General features: G+C 41.8%; 17 protein-coding genes. 9 read left to right on the top strand and 8 right to left on the bottom strand.

What is annotated here, in order from left to right:
• Nucleotides 1–16: 16 nt before the first annotated feature.
• The 5 genes from parE to MTN96_RS19820 are packed head-to-tail and all read right to left on the bottom strand — an operon-like array spanning nt 17 to nt 4,370.
• Nucleotides 17–1,906 (bottom strand): DNA topoisomerase IV subunit B, encoded by a 1,890-nt coding sequence (gene parE, locus MTN96_RS19840; protein ID WP_248532586.1) that lies wholly within the window; start codon nt 1,904–1,906, stop codon nt 17–19.
• 26 nt (nt 1,907–1,932) lie between these two features.
• A complete protein-coding gene (locus MTN96_RS19835) occupies nt 1,933–2,502 on the bottom strand; it encodes a YqiA/YcfP family alpha/beta fold hydrolase (protein ID WP_004587965.1) in 570 nt (189 codons plus the stop codon).
• Nucleotides 2,487–3,272 (bottom strand): metallophosphoesterase, encoded by a 786-nt coding sequence (locus MTN96_RS19830; RefSeq protein ID WP_248463094.1) that lies wholly within the window; start codon nt 3,270–3,272, stop codon nt 2,487–2,489. Before MTN96_RS19830 ends, MTN96_RS19835 begins: the two co-directional genes overlap by 16 nt.
• Nucleotides 3,259–3,717, bottom strand: a complete 459-nt coding sequence (locus tag MTN96_RS19825) for a DUF1249 domain-containing protein (protein ID WP_024031550.1) — start codon at nt 3,715–3,717, stop codon at nt 3,259–3,261. The genes MTN96_RS19830 and MTN96_RS19825 overlap by 14 nt, the downstream gene beginning before the upstream one ends.
• A gap of 26 nt (nt 3,718–3,743) precedes the next feature.
• Nucleotides 3,744–4,370, bottom strand: coding sequence for an NUDIX domain-containing protein (locus MTN96_RS19820; protein ID WP_248532585.1), 627 nt, complete (start codon nt 4,368–4,370; stop codon nt 3,744–3,746).
• Between the two features lie 150 nt (nt 4,371–4,520).
• On the opposite strand from MTN96_RS19820, the gene tolC reads away from it, so the two are divergent.
• The 3 genes from tolC (at nt 4,521) to MTN96_RS19805 (ending at nt 7,514) form a co-directional block, all read left to right on the top strand.
• Entirely contained in the window at nt 4,521–5,876 is a 1,356-nt protein-coding gene (tolC, locus tag MTN96_RS19815) for an outer membrane channel protein TolC (protein WP_248532584.1), read from the top strand.
• A gap of 97 nt (nt 5,877–5,973) precedes the next feature.
• Nucleotides 5,974–6,903, top strand: coding sequence for an LpxL/LpxP family Kdo(2)-lipid IV(A) lauroyl/palmitoleoyl acyltransferase (gene lpxL, locus MTN96_RS19810; protein WP_054983765.1), 930 nt, complete (start codon nt 5,974–5,976; stop codon nt 6,901–6,903).
• A 38-nt stretch (nt 6,904–6,941) separates the two neighbouring features.
• Nucleotides 6,942–7,514 carry a toxin co-regulated pilus biosynthesis Q family protein gene (locus MTN96_RS19805; protein WP_248532583.1) on the top strand — a complete coding sequence of 191 codons (573 nt, stop codon included), beginning with the start codon at nt 6,942–6,944 and terminating at the stop codon, nt 7,512–7,514.
• A 59-nt stretch (nt 7,515–7,573) separates the two neighbouring features.
• Here MTN96_RS19805 and glnE read toward each other — a convergent pair whose 3' ends face one another.
• Nucleotides 7,574–10,372, bottom strand: coding sequence for a bifunctional [glutamate--ammonia ligase]-adenylyl-L-tyrosine phosphorylase/[glutamate--ammonia-ligase] adenylyltransferase (glnE, locus tag MTN96_RS19800; RefSeq protein ID WP_248532582.1), 2,799 nt, complete (start codon nt 10,370–10,372; stop codon nt 7,574–7,576).
• Between the two features lie 78 nt (nt 10,373–10,450).
• Here glnE and MTN96_RS19795 point away from each other — a divergent pair, with 78 nt between their 5' ends.
• The 6 genes from MTN96_RS19795 to ruvX all read left to right on the top strand — a co-directional run bounded on the left by MTN96_RS19795 (nt 10,451) and on the right by ruvX (nt 14,876).
• Nucleotides 10,451–11,344: a hypothetical protein gene (locus MTN96_RS19795; RefSeq protein ID WP_024031545.1), complete on the top strand. Its 894-nt coding sequence runs from the start codon at nt 10,451–10,453 to the stop codon at nt 11,342–11,344.
• Nucleotides 11,345–11,425: 81 nt separating this feature from the next.
• Nucleotides 11,426–11,902: a hypothetical protein gene (locus MTN96_RS19790; protein WP_004586846.1), complete on the top strand. Its 477-nt coding sequence runs from the start codon at nt 11,426–11,428 to the stop codon at nt 11,900–11,902.
• 72 nt (nt 11,903–11,974) lie between these two features.
• The gene (gene rsmE / locus MTN96_RS19785; protein WP_024031543.1) at nt 11,975–12,709 is read left to right on the top strand and encodes a 16S rRNA (uracil(1498)-N(3))-methyltransferase; all 735 of its coding nucleotides are present in this window, start codon (nt 11,975–11,977) and stop codon (nt 12,707–12,709) included.
• 75 nt (nt 12,710–12,784) lie between these two features.
• Nucleotides 12,785–13,735: a glutathione synthase gene (gene gshB / locus MTN96_RS19780; protein ID WP_029772385.1), complete on the top strand. Its 951-nt coding sequence runs from the start codon at nt 12,785–12,787 to the stop codon at nt 13,733–13,735.
• Nucleotides 13,736–13,859: 124 nt separating this feature from the next.
• On the top strand, nt 13,860–14,417 hold the full coding sequence (locus MTN96_RS19775; protein WP_004586843.1) for a YqgE/AlgH family protein: 558 nt from the start codon (nt 13,860–13,862) through the stop codon (nt 14,415–14,417).
• A 9-nt stretch (nt 14,418–14,426) separates the two neighbouring features.
• Complete coding sequence (gene ruvX, locus MTN96_RS19770) at nt 14,427–14,876, top strand: Holliday junction resolvase RuvX (protein WP_004586842.1); 450 nt, start codon at nt 14,427–14,429, stop codon at nt 14,874–14,876.
• Between the two features lie 133 nt (nt 14,877–15,009).
• Here ruvX and MTN96_RS19765 read toward each other — a convergent pair whose 3' ends face one another.
• Both MTN96_RS19765 and MTN96_RS19760 read right to left on the bottom strand, forming a co-directional pair.
• Entirely contained in the window at nt 15,010–16,143 is a 1,134-nt protein-coding gene (locus MTN96_RS19765) for a PilT/PilU family type 4a pilus ATPase (protein WP_064385708.1), read from the bottom strand.
• Between the two features lie 9 nt (nt 16,144–16,152).
• Nucleotides 16,153–17,193 (bottom strand): type IV pilus twitching motility protein PilT, encoded by a 1,041-nt coding sequence (locus MTN96_RS19760; protein ID WP_004586840.1) that lies wholly within the window; start codon nt 17,191–17,193, stop codon nt 16,153–16,155.
• Nucleotide 17,194: the final 1 nt, after the last annotated feature.

Here is a 17,194-nt window from a genome sequence, read left to right as displayed (position 1 = left end):
GTTAAACACAAGCTTATTATACCTGTGCTTTATTACCGTGATCTTCTAGCCACTGGCGTCTGTCTGACGAGCGCTTTTTAGCAAGTAGCATATCCATCATTTCTAATGTTTGCTCCTCTTCGTCTAGCGTAAGTTGCACTAAGCGGCGAGTGTTTGGGTCCATTGTCGTTTCGCGCAGCTGCAGCGGGTTCATTTCGCCCAGCCCTTTAAATCGTTGCACGTTTACTTTACCGCGTTTTTTCTCTGCTTCTATACGGGCCAAAATACCTGTTTTTTCATCTTCATCGAGGGCGTAATGCACCTCTTTACCAATGTCGATTCTAAACAGTGGTGGCATAGCCACGTATACATGTCCTGTTTTAACCAGTTGCGGAAAATGACGCACAAACAAAGCACACAATAAGGTGGCAATGTGTAGTCCATCCGAGTCAGCATCGGCCAATATACAAATTTTATTATAACGCAGGCCGGTTAAATCAGTTGAGTCTGGGTCAATACCCAGCGCCACCGAAATATCATGCACCTCTTGCGAGGCTAATATTTGCCCTGATTCAACTTCCCACGTATTCAAAATTTTACCGCGCAGTGGCATTATTGCCTGAAACTCACGATCGCGTGCCTGCTTAGCCGAGCCACCTGCTGAGTCACCCTCTACCAAAAATAGTTCTGTACGGTCGTTATCGGCGGCACTACAGTCGGTTAGTTTACCGGGTAACGCAGGGCCTGAGGTAACGCGTTTACGCACTACTTTTTTAGCCGCTCGCAATCGGCGCTGTGCATTTGAAATACACAGTTCAGCAAGCAATTCTGCAGTATCAGTGTGCTCGTTTAACCATAAGCTAAATGAGTCTTTAACCACACCCGATACAAACGCTGCACATGAGCGAGAAGAAAGCTTTTCTTTCGTTTGACCAGCAAATTGTGGGTCTTGCATTTTTACCGATAACACATAGCTACAGCGCTCCCAAATATCATCTGGGGTAAGCTTTACGCCACGCGGTAATAAGTTTCTAAATTCACAAAATTCGCGCATTGCTTCAAGTAAGCCTTGGCGCAAACCATTTACGTGAGTACCACCTTGTGCGGTAGGAATAAGGTTTACATAGCTCTCCGCAATCGACTCGCCGCCTTCAGGTTGCCATACAACAGCCCAATCAGCCCCTTCAATCGAGCTTGAAAACTCGCCTACAAATGGGTCTTTTGGCAGTACTTCAAAGCCTTTAACAGCTTCAATTAAGTAATCCTTTAAGCCTGTTTCGTAAAACCATTCTTGAGTTTCTTTAGTTTGCTTATTAACAAACTTAATGCGCAAGCCTGGGCATAAAACCGCTTTAGCTTTTAATAGGTGGTTTAATTTAGTAATTGAAAAGTTAGCTGAGTCAAAGTAACTCGCATCGGGCCAAAATCGAACGGTTGTACCGGTGTTGCGCTTACCAACAGTGCCAATGACATTTAAGTCTTCAACTTTATCGCCGTTTTCAAAGGCCATTCTAAATTGTTGAGCGTCGCGCCTTACCGTTACTTCAACACGGTGCGATAACGCATTTACAACCGAAATACCTACCCCGTGCAAACCGCCCGAAAACTGATAGTTTTTGTTAGAGAATTTACCACCTGCATGCAGCTTGGTAAAAATCAGCTCCACCCCAGGAATACCTTCCTCAGGGTGAATATCTATAGGCATACCACGGCCATCGTCTATAACTTCAAGAGAGTTATCTTCGTGTAAGATCACATCAATTTTAGTGGCATGGCCCGCCATGGCTTCATCGACACTGTTATCGATAACCTCTTGGCCTAAATGATTTGGACGTACCGTGTCGGTATACATACCAGGGCGGCGTTTTACCGGCTCTAATCCATTGAGAACCTCAATGGCTTCGGCGTTATAATTTTGCTGACTCATAATTTTTATCTTTATATGCGCTTAGGCTAATTTGTTTTAGGTAATTTAAGAAACTCTACAATACTATCTAAGGTGCGTTCAAAACCAACAAAGCTGTGATCGCCACCAAACTCAACTAACTGTTTGCATTGTGAAAAATAATTTACTGCGTGTTGATAATTTAACACTTCATCTCCCGTTTGCTGCAACAAATAGAGCAATTCGGGGGATGTTAATTTAGGCACATACAATGCTTTTAAAGCATCCATGTGGCTGGTATTTAACTCATAATGATAATCTTGGTACGGATTATAATTGTGGCCAATAAGCGGCGCTAATAAGTTAAACGGTGCTACTGCTGGGTTTATTAATGCTGCTCGCAGGTTATAACGCTGCGACAAATAGGTGGCATAAAATCCACCTAGTGAGCTCCCAAGTAACGCGGTATCTGGCGTTAATAAATGCTCAAGCTGTAAAATAGCTTGTAAGGGCTCGTGATTTAAACGCGGTACGCAATAGTCAACGTCATAGTTTGCCATAAGCTCGCCAAAGCGCACAGCTTTATATGATTTTTCAGAACTATTAAAGCCATGAATATAAATTACGCGTTTAACCATACAACATCCGTTTTAACTGTTAAAGCATTGTCCTGTGTAGTTAAATGCAACATTCGATAAGCGGGGCCGTGGTTTTCTTGCTGCCATTGCGGGCAATTTTTTGTAAATTGCACCGAACTGGCGGGCGTTGCATAAATACTCAGCTCTCTAAAAGTTTGCGTATAGTGATTATGCACATGACCGTGCAGCAACGCCGCTACATTAGCGCTATTAACTAACACGTTTAATAACTGCGGGCCGTTTTCAAGCATGTGTTTATCAAGATAGCCATTAATAGCAAGCGGGTTGTGATGACAAAACACCACATGCTGCGATTGCGAACTTGCTAAACAATCCGCGATTTCATTTAAGTGCTCACTAGACACCCACCCTGCAGGTGTAGGGCCTTTTGAATTTATAAGTAGCAGCTCAAATCCTTGTGCGATTATGCGTTTAGCTGACACTATTTGCCCACCACTGATGCGATTAAGCATGGCAATCTCATCATGATTGCCTGGTACCCAAAATACTGGGCAGGTCAAATCAGCGTTATTAATAAGCTCAGCAAATAATAAATAAGAGTCAAAACTATGATCTTGTGTTAAATCACCACCAAATATAACCGCATCTAATGACTGCGTGGCCATGTGCGCTAATGCGTGTGCAAAATGCGCGGCGGTGTTTACGTTAAAGTACTCTGCGTTAGGGTCGGCAAATAAATGGCTATCGGTTATATGCGCAACACGCAGCGATGAGCGGTTAAAGTGATAATGCTCATCAAACCAAGCCATTGTTTATATCCCAGTTTAGTACTGCTCGGCCATGCTCTACACAGGCTACTAACCAGTCATATAAAAATGCATTAAGTTGATACTTTTCATCTTTTTGGTGCATTTTAGGATTTGGATAACCATAAGATGGCTTTATCCGTTGATGGTAATCGTGGTGAATAATTTCAGCCACTTTTGCATCTTGATAAAGCCTTACTGTTAAATACAAAGGAGAAACGCCTTTAACCATCCCTGTTAGCTGTTTGATAGAAATATCCAGTGTGTACTTAGCACTATCGTCAATGATAATGGCAAATTCACTATGACCTAATTTAACTTTACGCACACTATTAGCACTGCGCTCTTTAGGTAATAGTTTTGAAAGACGTACGTAATTATGCTCGCAAAGCGTCATGTACTTTGGGAGGCTCTGAATATATCGTTGGGTTGCTAAAAGTGCTGTCAAAGTACCGCCGTATTAAAAAGTTAAAATTATGTCCACTTACTGCTTATTTTTTCACGATTTAACGCCAACCACTGTAAACAGATTACCGTTGCCGCGTTATCTATTTCACCGTTATTGAGGCGCGAAAGCGCATCATCAAGGCTTAAAATATGAGTTTTAATGTCTTCACCTTCGCTTTCAAGGCCATATACACCACTTTGTATTTGGCTTAAATCTGCCCGTGCTAGGTATAAATGTAAGCGCTCAGTGGTACCGCCCGGACTTGAAAGGTAAGAGAGCATAAATTCAAGGTCAGTAAGCTCAAGCCCAGCCTCTTCATAGGCTTCTTTTTTTACCACCCCTTCGTAATCGGTACTGCCATCGGTCATACCGGCAATACATTCTAGCAGCCAGGGCGAGTGTTTGCTGTTAATAGCGCCAATACGTATTTGCTCTATTAATAGTACACTTTGCGTAGTTACATCATAAGGTAGAACAGCGATTGCATCGCCCCGCTCTAGTATTTCGCGCTTTATAAGTTGCGATGTACCACCATTAAACAGGCTATGCTCAAACTCATACATATCCACTTTAAAAAAGCCATTATACAGACTTTTAACTGCTTTTAAGCTCACATCTTTATGTGTAAATTGAACCAAGCTTTTATCTGCCATATTATACATCCCGCTTATTTAAACGATTAAAGTTTGTTAATATATTCTGTTACATTTGAACATACAGTTTTACTAATTTCTTTTTTAGTTATTAAGCAAAACACGTTACCATGCTTTTAGTACAAAATTTGTCTAAGGACTGAACCTAACATGAAAAAGAACATCCTTGCAGCGCTCGTTAGTTTGTCGTGCGCATTAGGCACAACCACAGCAAGTGCTGAAGATTTAATGCAAGTTTTTGAAATTGCTACTGCTAACGATCCCACTGTTTTAAAAGCAAAAGCCCAAGCAGATGCGCAATCTTACGAGAGCGATTTAGCAATGAGTGCATTACTGCCGCAAATTGGCGTAAGCATGGGCTATGAAAAAAGCGATTCTACCTCTTTTCAAAGCGTCGGTAATTTAGCTGACCAAGTTAAAATAAACAGCGATACCGACCAATTCACGCGTGGTGTTAGTTTAAGCCAAACCTTATTCGACTTAGGCGCATGGAATACACTCGATATTGCCGAAAAACAAGCGCTGCAAGCCAATGCGCAATACGATAACGCAAAACAAAACTTAATTGTGCGCGTTGCTGAAGGCTATTTTAACGTATTAAGCGCCATTGATAACCTTGAATTTGTGCAAGCCGAAAAGCGTGCCATTGAACGCCAGTTAGAGCAAACCAAACAGCGCTACGCAGTTGGCCTTACAGCAATTACAGATGTTCACGAAGCGCAAGCACAATACGATAACTCAGTAGCACAAGAAATTATTGCCAGTAATGCCGTTGAAACCGCACGCGAGCAACTGCGTGAAATAACCGGTAAGTACCACGCAAAACTTGATTTTTTAAACACCGAAACATTTTCAACAGTAAAACCGGTTAAAAAATCGACTGACTTTGTAAAAGTAGCTGAGAACAATAATATCAGCTTACAAGTGGCTAAAGTCACGGTTGATATTGCTAAAGATCAGATCACGCTTGCTAAAGCTGGCCACTACCCAAAGCTAACACTTGATGCCAGCTACGGTGATTCTTTAACTGACCAAAATATAAATGGTTTAAGCTTTAACGACCAACCACGTGCCGACTCAACATCGGTTGCCGTTAATTTAAGTGTTCCTCTGTACACAGGCGGCGCAACCGTAGCTGCAACTAAACAAGCCCGTGCGTTTTATGTTTCAGCCAGCCAAGATTACGAAACAAATTACCGCGCAGTAACGCGTACCGTTATTACCTCATACAACCAGGTTGTATCAGACATCGCGACTTACAAAGCTCTAGAGCAAGCTGTGGTATCAGCCCAAAGTGCGCTTAAAGCAACAGAAGCTGGCTTTGAAGTAGGCACGCGTACTATTGTTGATGTGCTTGTAAGCACGCAAAACTTGTATGATGCAAAACGTAACCTAGCTGATGTACGCTATCGTTACGTGTTATCTACGCTTCGCTTAAAGCAAGCTGCAGGTACACTAACAAGTGCCGATTTACTGGGTATTAACCAAGGCTTAAAAAAAGCCTAATAAGTTAAAAAGTAACGTTTAAAGCCAGCCATTGCTGGCTTTTTGTATTTTATAACACTAAGCGTTAAACTAGCGTTTTTATTTTAGAGAGTATTTTGTGGTCACCTCATCTCCTTTTAAAGCCTCGTTTTTAGGCCCTCGTTATTGGCTAACTTGGATTGGCGTTTTCTTTTTGTATTTGATTTCGTGGTTGCCACAAAAAATTCAGCTTAGCTTAGGTAAGTTATTAGGGCGCTTAGTACATAAATTTATGAAACGTCGTCGCCATATTGCCGAGGTTAATATAAAGCTGTGTTTTCCTGATATGAGCGAAGCCGAGCAACAACAGCTTGTGCTAAAAAACATGGAAAACACCGGTATTGCCATGGTTGAAACTGGCATGGCTTGGTGGTGGCCGCAGTGGCGCGTTAAAAAAGCGTATGGCTCTATTAAAGGATTAGAGCACTTTGAGCGCGTGCAGGCTCAAGGTAAAGGCGTATTGCTATTGGTGCCGCATATTTTGCATTTAGAAATGGCGAGTCGTGTTATGGGCACCAAATGCCAAGGGCTGGGATTTTACCGCCCACACAACAATGCACTCATGGAATACTTTACAACCAATGGCCGCCTTCGTTCTAACGAGTATTTAATTGGACGAAAAGACGTAAAAGGCTTGTTAAAGTCACTAAAAAATAAAAAGGTGTGTTATTACCTACCCGACCAAGACTACGGCCGTAACCGCTGTGAATTTGTGCCTTTTTACGCAGTGCCAGATACAGCCACAACCACAGGTACATTACTTTTTGCAGCAAGTAAACACTGCGAAACCATGAGCCTAATTAGTCGTCGTGATGAGCACGGTAAATACCATTTAGAAATTGTACCTGAGCTAGAAAATTTCCCAAGCGGCGATGATAAAGCAGATGTAACACGTGTAAATCAGCGCGTTGAGCAATCAATTAACGCTGCGCCTGAGCAATACATGTGGCTGCACCGCCGTTTTAAAACACGCCCTGATAAAAATACCCCTTCTTTTTATAAAAAGTAGTGGTATAAATAAATAATGATAATAAATGAGCATGAGTTATGTGGTTTTGGGTTAAGCATTTAATACTAGCAGTTGCATTAATCTTACTAGCTACCTATGTGTTAGTTGGTACGGGTCCATTGTTTGACATAAAAGAGAGTAAAAACGCAGCCGCCGAGGGGCTTTCACGCTTTTATTCGTCTATCCGTAACCAAGTTAAATCCGATAAGGAGCGCGATAAGTTTGTACTACAACTTAAAAAGCCAGAGCAAACACTTGATCGTGTTTTAGCAGAGCGCGGCAGAGCCGTTGACCCTATGCCTGCTAGCTGGACAGGAACAAGTTCACCAAGACGCTTTGAAAACGGCTCAACGTTAAAAGACGTACTTAACCAATACGCAAAAAGCGAAGGTATTCAATTATATTGGTATTTGAGTAAAGACTACGTTGTAAAAGATCATTTTAGGGTTGATAGCAGTTTTACCTCAGCGCTTTATCAAGTTGGCCGCGCAATTAATGATGACTTTGAATACGAAGTGTATACCTACCTTTGCCACAAACAGCGCGCAGCGGTGATCACTGAGCTGCCCTCTGAATTTGTGCGCAGCAATTGTTTAAAGCTTAATACTTAGCAGCGTAAATAAACCCCATACATAATAAAAACCCAAGCCTGTGCTTGGGTTTTTAGTGTTTATGTTTCTAGTTCAAATATTGCATTCCAGCATGCCGTTACACTTTCTATATCGGTTTGATACTCCTTACGCGACACCAAGCGACCTTGCTGATTTAGGCTTAAAACGTGGTAACGTGAGCGATAATCAATATACGCCTGAATTAACTGCTGCTTTTGGGTTTTAGTGATACAACCAATCGCGGCAGCGTCTGTGAGTATTCTTACATTATCGGAAAACACCGTTAGCTGGCTAAACTGATTTGCGTTTTTGAGCACTAGGTATTGAGTTATAAATTCAATGTCGGTCATGGCGCCTACATCTTGTTTTAAATCAAATTGCTCAGAGTTTCCCTTAGCTAAGTGCGTGCGCATTTTTTCGCGCATTTTAAGCACATCCTGTGTGAGTGTATCTACATCCCGTGGGGCACATAATATCTGTTTACGAATTTGTGCAAAACGCGCTCTTAGCTCATCTTGGCCTAATATAACGCGGGCGCGCACAAGCGCTTGGTGCTCCCAAGTCCATGCTTGAGTTTGCTGATAATGATTAAAGCTCTCTAAGTTAATAGCCAATAAACCAGAGGCGCCTTCAGGGCGCAGGCGTGTATCAAGCTCATACAATATGCCCGAGGCGGTACGGGTATTAAATAAATGCATTAAGCGCTGTGCAAGTTTTAAATAAAACTGTCGTGAGGTAATCGATTTATCGCCATTGGTACTGCTATTACCGTCGTGATTATGCACAAACACAAGGTCTAGGTCAGAGTCGTAGCCTACTTCAAAGCCGCCCGTTTTACCGTACGCAATAACGGCAAAGCCTTTATGCTCATCATCTGTATTTGGTGGCATGCCAAAGCGCTTAACCGTGTTATACCACGCTATATTAACGGCTTGGTCTACCACAGCCTCGGCAAGAGCCGTTAAGTGATCGCTTACTTTCATAACATCAATCACACCAGTTGCATCGGCAGCCGCAATACGTAATTGATGTGTTTGCTTAAACTGCCTAAGCGCTTCCATTTGTAGCTCTAGGTCGTCGTGTTCTATACGTAAAAAATATTGCCGTATTTCATCTTTATAGGCGCTCAACGGCGTAGGTTTGTAAAGGGCAGCAGGGTCTATTAGCTCATCAAGCAAAATAGGATAACGGGAAATATGCTCCCCTATCCATTTACTATGGCAACATAATAAAACAAGCTGCTTTAGCGCACCTTGGTTTTCGTAAAGCAATTCAAGGTAAGCAGTACGCGATACAATTTTATTTAAAATTTGGCATACCAAGGTAAATGTCTCACCACTGGCATTAAAGTCACTGAGCTGTTTGAGCAATAAAGGCATTAGTTTGTCGAGAATATCTCGCCCACGATTACCTATATTTACCTTACTCAAACGTTGTTTAAAATCATGAAGTGGCACTTGCCACTGATCTTTTATATCGTTTAAAAAGCTAACATCACCATGATCCCAAGCACTTATAAACGCACCTTCGCAGGTATCAAGGGGAACAGTTTCCTCCCCTATCACCAATAAAAATTCATCGTGAATTTTAGCCATCACCTGCTCAATCTCGCTCATGGTATGGTCAAAGCTTTCAGACTCGAGTAAGTAATTTAAGCGCTCTTGATTAAGCTCATCATCGGGCAGAGTTTGTGTTTGTTGATCGTCAAACATTTGCAAGTATTGCTCTACTTTACGCAAGTGTAAGTAGTTACGCTTTAGCTCATTCGCTTCTTGCTCATCCATCGCTTGGTTTAACGTTAACTGCTCTAAGGCGTACAGTAACGATTGGGTTTGTAAGTTAGCCTCTCGCCCACCACGGACCATTTGCAAAGCTTGTACAATAAATTCAACCTCGCGAATGCCACCAGCACCTAGTTTTATATTGTTGGTCAGGCGTTTTCGGCGAACCTCTTGGGCTATCATAAGCTTCATTTTTCTGAGCGATTCAATCACCGAAAAATCAATATATCGACGATAAACAAAGGGCTTTAAAAGCTGTATAAATTCATCCCAATATTGATTGGGTGTGCCAATTAGCCGCCCTTTTAGCATGGCGTAACGTTCCCAATCGCGCCCTTGCTCTTGGTAGTAATCTTCTATGGCGTGAAAGCTCATCACTAAAGGCCCACTTTCACCAAATGGGCGCAAGCGCATATCAACCCTAAATACTTGGCCATCACCGGTTACTTGATTAAGTGCATTAATCAGTTTTTGTGCTACTTTGGTGTAAAACACTTGGGCTTCAATACGTTTACGCCCACCTTGGGTCAGTACATTGCGCGGATAAGCAAAAATCAAATCTATATCTGATGAATAATTAAGCTCGTGGCCGCCCAATTTACCCATGCCTAAAACCATTAAAGGCAAAGAGTTACCTTGCTCATCTGATGGCTCCCCTGCTGTTTTTGCCGTTTGCGCATGGGCCCATCTATTTGCGCTATTAATTAGCATATCAGCTAATAGGCTTATGTATTTTATACTGTCACTGATTGGGTTATCGCAACACAAATCGAGGTACGCTACTTTTAACCAGTATTTTTCTCGGTACTGTCTTAAAATCTTATTGCACTGGTTTTCATCTACCTGCTGCAAGTCAAGGCCGTCGAATGGCGCGGGGACATCTCGGCTAAATTGCTCATCGGGGTTTATTAACCAGTCTTTTAATTGAGGTTGCGACTCTAAACTGCGAAAAGCAAAGTCGCTCAAAGCACATAATTTTACAACTTCTTCTTGTATAGGTTGCTGCGGATACAGCTGTGCAAAGCGTGTTGAGCCAAGTTTTTGTAATTGAATAGGAAGTTGCATTTTGTTACTCATCAATCCTCTCTTTTATATATGCGCTAACCATACTAGAATAACTAAAACCAAGAAAGGTTATCTCTACTTAGGATCAGCATGTCATATTTATCATTATCTAACACTAGTTTAGTTGCGATTGCCATTAGTTTTGCGGTTATATGCATTACTATTTTTAGTCTTAGAATTGTCGCTCAAATAAAAGCAAAACAGGCACTTAAAGACGAACTAGCGCAGCATGATAATTTTGCAATGGGGATTAGTTTCGCCTCAGAAATTACCGTGGTTATTGCCACTATGGCGTTTTTATTTGATGAAATAAGTATGAGTACGGCACAACATAATCCATTAAAAGTGGTTATTTTAATTGTTCTATTATTTACATTTATAAAAGCCGGACATTTAATTCATAGAAAGTGGATATTACATAGATTTAATGAAGAAGCTGCTATATTAAAGCAAAATGTATGCGCTGCATTGGTTGATTCTGGTATGTTATTAGCCAACTGTATTATTGCACTTGGCTTGTATACCTGGACTCATGCACAAGGGTTTAGTAACTTACTTATTGCTTTTGTTAGCTTTTTTACGCTACAAGGGATGTTTGCGCTAGATAGCAAAATCCGTGAATACCGCTTCGCTAAAGCAAACCAAGGTGCGTCACTGCAAAGTAACTTTAACCTTGAAAACACCTCTATTGGCATTAGATACGCAGGAAAATCAATAGGTTTAGCCCTAGCCGTGTATGCAGGATTATCTAGTGCGGCCTTTCAAAATGGAAAAATGGTCGAAAATATATTTACACTGGTAATGCATTGCGGTGTAATGTGGGTGTTATTATATTGTTTAAGTTTTGTAATAAAAGCAATTTCATTACCCAATATTGATGCCGCTTTAGAGGTCGACCATCAGGACAATATAGGCATAGCATGCATTGAGTTTGCTGTTTTTTGTGCTATAGGCTATTTACTTATTAGCATGTTTTCACTTTAACGCCACGCTATTAAATAAGTCGCCAAGCGTCCCGTATTTAGTTAACTGGCATAACACATTTGCATAAAGCAACGGGGCCCTATGTCATTTGAAGTAACTAACTATTTGTTAATTGATATAGATAACGAATTTAGTCGTACATTTGCCGAGTATTATTTTAAGCACGCGGCACCCAATACACCCAGCACCTTAATAGTTGCAGGCAGTAACACCCGTAAGCTGGTAAAAATGATGTTTGACGAACTCATTAAAGACTATTGCTATTGCGACCTAGAAAACGAAATTAGCGTATCTGAACTAGCCACTTACCTGCACGAGCACCACGATATTCAGGGCGTGCTATTTAATAATACCGACTATCTACTTGCCGACGACAAACAACGCTTTATATATAACTCCCTGCATGAAAAACGCTACGTAGTTAGCTTTGACGACAACGGCTATACATTTAATCGTATTACTGACGAAGGCTTTAAAAATCACTTATCGTGCGATACCGATATTGCCGAAACACCTAAAGATTTAATCGCACTTGCCAAGTCACTTAAACAAAAATAAATAATTGCGTACAACGCCCTGCTTACTTACCATAGCGCTATACACCTTTACGCTATAAAATAAGTGACCCCCATGCGAGTACCTCATATTTATCAGGCATCGAGTATTGCCTTAAACACCCCGGTTTCTTTAAACGACGATGCAGCGGGCCATATTGGCCGCGTATTGCGCATGAAAGTAGGCGAACATGTGTCTATTTTTAATGGCGAAGGCGGTGAATACTTCAGTGAAATTATTGAGGTAACTAAAAAATCAGTTGTTGTTATGCCACAACGTTTTGATGAGCATGATGTCGAATCGCCGCTTAAAATTCATTTAGGGCAATGCGTATCGCGTGGCGACAAAATGGACTTTACCATCCAAAAATCTGTTGAGCTTGGCATTAGCGAAATCACCCCTATTTTTAGTCAGCGCTGTGGCGTTAAACTCAGTGGCGACCGGTTAGAAAAAAAACACCAACAATGGCAAAAAATTGCAATTTCAGCCGCCGAACAATCGGGGCGTAACTTTGTGCCAGTTGTTCACACACCGGTTGATTTAAAGCAATGGCTTGAACAACAAACAGACGCCATTAAGCTCACTTTGCACCCTCGTGCCGAGCACAGCATTAAAACAATAACCGTTCCAAGCGCTGGTGTACGCTTTTTAGTAGGCCCTGAAGGCGGCTTTACCGATGAAGAAATGCTGCAAACTAAAGATCAGCACTTTGTTGATATTCGCTTAGGGCCGCGCGTTTTACGAACAGAAACGGCCGCTTTAACGGTCTTAAGTGCATTACAATTACAATTTGGCGATTTAGCTAATTGAAATAGCTCAATGGCACCCTCATATTAAAACTATTAACACTCTAGTAGTCATTATAATTAGATTAAGGCACAGCGCATGGCGATAAAGTTAGGTATTATTTCTGATCCTATTAGTGGATTTAACATCAAAAAAGACACCGGTTTTGCAATGATGATGCAAGCGCAAAAACGTGGCTACGAAATTTACTACATGGAGATGGATGACTTATCGCTTCGCCAAGGTAAATCGTATGCAACCGCAGCAAAAGCGCAGGTATTTAACAACACCGAAAAGTGGTACGAACTTGAAGAAAAAACCACAATCGCGCTTGCCGACCTAGACGTTATTTTAATGCGAAAAGATCCACCGTTCGATACGGAGTACATCTACGCAACTTATATCTTAGAGCGTGCAGAGCAAGAAGGTACGTTAATTATTAATAAACCACAAAGCCTGCGCGATGCTAACGAAAAGCTATTTACAGCGTGGTTTAGCGAGCATACGCCAGATACGCTAGTAACACGCAGCCAAGCTCAAATACGCGCGTTTTTAGCTGAGCATAAAGACATTATTTTAAAACCACTTGATGGCATGGGCGGCGCATCTATTTTTCGTATTAAAGAAGATGATGCAAACATTGGCGTTATTTGCGAAACCTTAACTGAGCATGGTAGTCGCTTTGCCATGGTGCAAAATTACATTCCAGAGATCAAACAAGGTGATAAACGCGTATTGGTTGTTGATGGTGAAGTTATTCCGTATTGTTTAGCGCGTATTCCACAAAATGGTGAAACCCGCGGTAACTTAGCTGCAGGTGGCCGTGGTGAAGCCCGCCCCCTTAGCGAGTCAGACCTTAAAATAGCTCAAGCAGTTGCCCCTACGCTTAAAGAAAAAGGGTTAGTGTTTGTAGGGTTAGATATTATTGGCGACAAGCTCACCGAAATTAACGTAACAGCACCAACCTGCGTACGTGAAATTGAAGCCGCTTACGATATATCTATTACCGGTATTTTGTTTGACGCAATTGAGCGTAAGCTCGCTAAATAAACACCATTTAAAAGTCCATTAATTTAAGTATTTCATACAATTAATGGACTTTTTATACGCTACGTATATATCTATGCCATACTCAAAGTTCAATAAGTATTCATAAACTAAAAGGGTGAAATCTATGCAATCATTAGAAAATCATTTTTTAATCGCTATGCCGTCGATGCAAGACCCTTTTTTTAAACGTGCCGTTACCTATATTTGTGAGCACAATGAAGATGGGGCTATGGGATTGGTGATCAACCAGCCTATTGATGTGACCGTTGGTGAGCTTTTAGATAAAATAGAAATAGACAACGACAAAACCCAACAAGCCGCGCAAGTCTCTGTGTTTGCAGGTGGTCCGGTTAAAACCGACCGAGGTTTTGTACTTCATTCACCTCAGCCAGGCTACTCTGCAAGCCAAAAGCTTAGCAGTGATATAATGATCACCACATCAAAAGACGTACTTGCCAACCTGACCACCGCCCACGCACCTGAGCAATTTATTATTACGCTTGGTTATTCGGGCTGGGAGCAAGGACAACTTGAGAAAGAGCTTTTAGATAACAGTTGGTTGATCATTAAAGCCGATCCGAAGATCATTTTTGATACGCCGGTAGAAAAACGCTGGGAAAAAGCAGTTTCAATGCTAGGCTTTGATGTTAGCCAACTTTGCAGCGAAGCTGGACACGCTTAAAGAACGATAATGACGAAAAAAAACCTTAAGCCGCAAGGCCAGCGCACCGTAATGGGCTTTGACTTTGGCACCAAAAGCATTGGTATTGCCATAGGACAAGAACTAACAGGCAGTGCGTCTAGCCTAAAAGCGGTAAAAGCCCAAGATGGTATTCCTAATTGGGATCATATTGCGGTTCAAGTTAAAGAGTGGCAACCCGACTTAATGGTTGTCGGGTTACCCCTTAATATGGATGGTACTTCGCAAGAGGTAACCTTTAAGGCTAAAAAGTTTGCTAACCGCTTGCACAATCATTACGGCATACCGGTGCAAACACAAGATGAGCGACTCACAACCGCCGATGCTAAAGCGCGTTTATTTGAGCACGGTGGCTATAAAAATTTAGGGAAAGGAAATGTCGATAATATGTCGGCAGTGATTATTTTAGAGAGTTTTTTTGAAGCCAGTTATGGTGAATAAGTAATGCAGACTCCTTTAATTACGTAATCTATTTTAAAGGTAGAAAAACACCGCAGTGGTATAAAACGTTATAAGTAATTTTATCCATAAAAAAAGCGCCCAGCGGCGCTTTTTTTATGGATAAAATACGGTGTTAATTGCTGTTTTTATCATCTAGTCCATCTATGGTTACACCTTGTAAAAATCCTGCACCTTGTTGCTCGTTATTGCGCAGCTTAATCATTAAGCGTAAATCGTTTGGCGAATCAGCATGATGTAGTGCATCGGCGTAATTAATACGCTGCTGTTTGTATAGCTCAAATAAGGCTTGGTCAAAGGTTTGCATACCCATTTCTTTAGACTTAGACATGGCTTCTTTTATGCCACCAATATCCCCATTTTTAATTAGCTCTGCCACCATGGGTGAGTTTAATAATATTTCAATCGCGGCTACACGCCCTTCCCCATCAGAAGTGGGAATAAGTTGCTGGGCAACAATGGCGCGTAAATTTAGCGCTAAGTCGTACTTAAGCTTGTCGTGTTTTTCTTTAGGCACTAAGTGCATAATACGGTCAATGGCTTGGTTGGCATTATTAGCATGCAATGTAGCCACACATAAGTGACCCGTTTCGGCAAAGCTCAGTGCGTATTCCATGGTTTCTTGCGAGCGTATTTCACCAATTAAAATAACATCGGGAGCTTGGCGTAAAGAGCTTTTAAGTGCCGACTCAAAGCTGTCAGTATCAAGCCCTACTTCGCGCTGAGTAATAATACTTTTGCGGTGCTCGTGCACAAACTCAATCGGATCTTCAATGGTGAGTATATGGCCGCGCTGGTTGCGGTTTCTGTAGCCAATTAAGGCAGCCAGTGAAGTTGATTTACCCGTGCCAGTACCACCAACAAACAGCACTAACCCGCGCTTTGACATAATTACATCGGTGAGTGTAGAGGGCAGCCCTAAATCACTTACATCAGGTATTTGCGTTACAATGCGGCGAATAACCATACCCGCTCTATCGCGCTGCCAAAAAGCCGATATACGAAAACGCCCTTCGTCTGTGGCTATCGCAAAGTTACACTCTTTAGTGGTATGAAACTCGTTTTTTTGTTTATCGCTCATCGCTGACTCTACAAGCGCAAGCGATTGCTCATCACTTAACTTATCGTCGCTAAGAGCGATAAGCTCACCATTAATTTTTGCACTGACTGGTAATTGGCTAGAGACAAATAAATCCGAGCCTTTTTTATCAATCATTATGTGTAAAAAGTGATTTAAAGATAAATTCATAATATGTCCTTAGCCACCAAACTGGGTTTTATCTTGGGCTTTTTCTTTTGCGGCTGCGGTTGTCACAATGCCGTGATTAACTAAATTATTTAAACATTGATCCATGGTTTGCATGCCGTGTGATGCACCCGTTTGAATAGATGAATACATTTGTGCAATTTTATCTTCACGAATTAAGTTACGAATCGCCGGTACACCAATCATAATTTCGTGCGCGGCCACGCGTCCACCGCCAATTTTTTTAAGCAGTGTTTGCGAAATAACGGCGCGCAGTGATTCAGAAAGCATTGAGCGCACCATATCTTTTTCTTCACCTGGGAATACATCAATAATACGGTCAATCGTTTTTGGTGCCGAGGTGGTATGTAGCGTACCAAACACTAAGTGGCCGGTTTCTGCGGCGGTCATCGCAAGGCGAATGGTTTCTAAGTCACGTAGCTCACCAACGAGTATTACATCCGGGTCTTCACGCAGCGCGCTGCGCAGTGCATTAGAGAAGCTGTGCGTATCTCGGTGTACTTCACGTTGGTTAATAAGACTGAGTTTATTATCGTGTACAAATTCGATAGGATCTTCAATGGTGAGGATATGGTGATGTTTTGTTTGATTTATATAATCGACCATAGCCGCAAGCGTTGTTGATTTACCCGAACCAGTTGGGCCGGTAACCAATACTAAACCACGCGGGTTATCTGATATTGTTTTAAAAATATCTGGCGCACCTAAATCCTCAAGCGTCAGTACATCGCTAGGGATGGTACGAAACACCGCTGCAGGGCCGCGGTTTGAGTTAAATGCGTTAACACGAAATCGAGCAAGGTTAGGCACTTCAAACGAAAAATCCACTTCTAGATTTTGTTCGTAGTCCTTGCGCTGATTATCGTTCATAATGTCGTAAACAAGGCTGTTTACATCTTTGTCTGCAAGTGCAGGTATATTAATGCGGCGAACATCACCATCTACGCGTATCATAGGTGAAACACCTGACGATAAGTGTAAATCAGATGCTTTGTGTTGCACACTAAACGCTAATAATTCGGTAATATCCATT

Source organism: Pseudoalteromonas sp. 2CM28B (assembly GCF_023161935.1).
The sequence above is the reverse complement of the archived record's forward strand: the minus strand, read 5'-3'. Positions and strand labels throughout refer to the sequence as shown.

Bases quoted from the DNA above. Each gene is read 5' to 3' on its own strand.
- parE (WP_248532586.1), bottom strand. From the start codon at position 1,906: ATGAGTCAGCAAAATTATAACGCCGAAGCCATTGAGGTTCTCAATGGA.
- MTN96_RS19835 (WP_004587965.1), bottom strand. From the start codon at position 2,502: ATGGTTAAACGCGTAATTTATATTCATGGCTTTAATAGTTCTGAAAAA.
- MTN96_RS19830 (WP_248463094.1), bottom strand. From the start codon at position 3,272: ATGGCTTGGTTTGATGAGCATTATCACTTTAACCGCTCATCGCTGCGT.
- MTN96_RS19820 (WP_248532585.1), bottom strand. From the start codon at position 4,370: ATGGCAGATAAAAGCTTGGTTCAATTTACACATAAAGATGTGAGCTTA.
- tolC (WP_248532584.1), top strand. From the start codon at position 4,521: ATGAAAAAGAACATCCTTGCAGCGCTCGTTAGTTTGTCGTGCGCATTA.
- MTN96_RS19805 (WP_248532583.1), top strand. From the start codon at position 6,942: ATGTGGTTTTGGGTTAAGCATTTAATACTAGCAGTTGCATTAATCTTA.
- glnE (WP_248532582.1), bottom strand. From the start codon at position 10,372: ATGAGTAACAAAATGCAACTTCCTATTCAATTACAAAAACTTGGCTCA.
- MTN96_RS19795 (WP_024031545.1), top strand. From the start codon at position 10,451: ATGTCATATTTATCATTATCTAACACTAGTTTAGTTGCGATTGCCATT.
- MTN96_RS19790 (WP_004586846.1), top strand. From the start codon at position 11,426: ATGTCATTTGAAGTAACTAACTATTTGTTAATTGATATAGATAACGAA.
- rsmE (WP_024031543.1), top strand. From the start codon at position 11,975: ATGCGAGTACCTCATATTTATCAGGCATCGAGTATTGCCTTAAACACC.
- gshB (WP_029772385.1), top strand. From the start codon at position 12,785: ATGGCGATAAAGTTAGGTATTATTTCTGATCCTATTAGTGGATTTAAC.
- MTN96_RS19775 (WP_004586843.1), top strand. From the start codon at position 13,860: ATGCAATCATTAGAAAATCATTTTTTAATCGCTATGCCGTCGATGCAA.
- ruvX (WP_004586842.1), top strand. From the start codon at position 14,427: ATGACGAAAAAAAACCTTAAGCCGCAAGGCCAGCGCACCGTAATGGGC.
- MTN96_RS19765 (WP_064385708.1), bottom strand. From the start codon at position 16,143: ATGAATTTATCTTTAAATCACTTTTTACACATAATGATTGATAAAAAA.
- MTN96_RS19760 (WP_004586840.1), bottom strand. From the start codon at position 17,193: ATGGATATTACCGAATTATTAGCGTTTAGTGTGCAACACAAAGCATCT.